Origin of the sequence: Pseudomonas sp. EL_65y_Pfl2_R96 (assembly GCF_963970905.1) — a bacterium.
Lineage (GTDB): Bacteria > Pseudomonadota > Gammaproteobacteria > Pseudomonadales > Pseudomonadaceae > Aquipseudomonas.
On record NZ_CAXAQH010000085.1, the window covers coordinates 1 to 1,772 of the forward strand.

1 protein-coding gene is annotated in these 1,772 nt (G+C 63.2%); it reads right to left on the reverse strand.

Annotation, left to right across the window (positions count from 1 at the left end; translation table 11 throughout):
• On the reverse strand, window positions 1-1,772 hold a 1,772-nt coding region (locus tag AACY49_RS29505), incomplete at both ends, for an immunoglobulin-like domain-containing protein (RefSeq protein WP_339527697.1).

The following is a 1,772-nucleotide window of genomic DNA, read 5'->3' on the forward strand; positions in this document are numbered from 1 at the left end:
CGCGGCGGTGGTCACGGTACCGGTGGTTTTACCGACGTCGATGGTGATCGTCTGGCCGTTGGCCAGGGACACGGTAACCGGGCTGCCAGTCACCGGTGCACCGACGGTCGCGGTGTAAGTGACGGTGCCGCCTTCCGCCGCCGAAGCGGTGGCGTTCAGGGTGACGGTCGAAGTGTCGATAGTGTCGGTGACGCTGGTGACTGCCGGGGCAGTGCTAGGAACCAGGTTCTCGAAATTGCCACCGGTGGCGGTGGAGATGGTCGCCTGAACCGTGCCGGCGTCTTTGTAGACGTCGTCCTTTGGTGCGTCGACGGTCACGGAGCCTGTGGTTTTACCCGCTTCAATGGTGATGACTGCGCCGTTCGACAAGGTCACAGTGACCGGAGTCCCAGCGGCGTTGGTCAGGGTGGCGGTGTAAACGATGGAGCCGCCCTCAGCCACGGAGTCAGTAGCGCTCAGGCTGAGGGTGGTGGTGTCCGCCGTGTCGGTCACCGAGGTGTCGGCTGATTTGCCATCGACTTCCAGCTTCTCGTAGTTACCGCCCTTGGCATCGTCGATTTTCACGCTCAGGGAACCGCCGCCGGCCAACGCATCGTTCGGCGCGGTGAAGTTGACGCTGGCACTGCTCGAACCGACCGGGATGGTGATGGTCTGGCCGTTGGACAGGGTCACAACCACTGGCGAACCGGTGACTGGCGCGCTGACGGAGGCGGTGTACACCACCGTGCCGCCTTCAGCCACACTCGAAGTTGCCGTCAGATTGACCGTCGAGGTGTCGATGGTATCGGTCACGTCGGTAACCGCAGCGGCCGGATTGGTCGCCAGGTTTTCAAAGTTGCCGCCCGCAGCATCCTTGATGGTCACTTCGACTTGGCCGGCGTCTTTGTAGACGTCGTCCTTCGGTGCATCGACGGTCACGGAGCCAGAGGTGGCACCGGCGGCGATGGTGATCACGGAGCCGTTGCTCAACGTCACGGTCACTGGTGTGCCGGCGGCGTTGGTCAGGGTGGCGGTGTAAACGATGGAACCGCCTTCAGCCACGGAGTCGGTTGCGCTCAGGCTGAGGGTGGTGGTGTCCGCAGTGTCAGAGATCGAGGTGTCGGCTGACTTGCCATCGACTTCCAATTTCTCGTAGTTGCCGCCCTTGGCATCGTCGATTTTGACGCTCAGGGAACCGCCGCCGGCCAACGCATCGTTCGGCGCGGTGAAGTTGACGCTGGCACTGCTCGAGCCGACCGGAATGGTGATGGTCTGGCCATTCGACAGGGTTACGACCACTGGCGAACCGGTGACAGGCGAAGTCACGGACGCGGTGTACACCACGGTGCCGCCTTCGGCAATGTCCGCAGTGGCCGTCAGCGATACGGTGCTGGTATCTAGGGTGTCGGTGACGTCGGTGACAGCTGCCGCCGGGTCAGTTACCAGGTTCTCAAAATTGCCACCAGCGGCGTCCTTGATGGTGACTTCAACCTTGCCGGCATCTTTATAGACATCATCGGCCGGGGCGGCGACGCTCACGCTGCCGGTGGTCGCGCCAGCGGCGATGGTGATCACGGCACCGTTCGACAGGGTCACGGTGACCGGCGTGCCGGCGGCGTTGGTCAGGGTCGCGGTGTAGACGATGGAGCCGCCTTCTGCCACGGAGTCGGTCGCCGACAGGCTGAGAGTCGTGGTGTCCGCTGTGTCGGTCACCGAGGTGTCCGCCGACTTGCCGTCGACTTCTAGCTTCTCGTAGTTACCGCCCTTGGCATCGTCGATTTTGACGCTCAGGG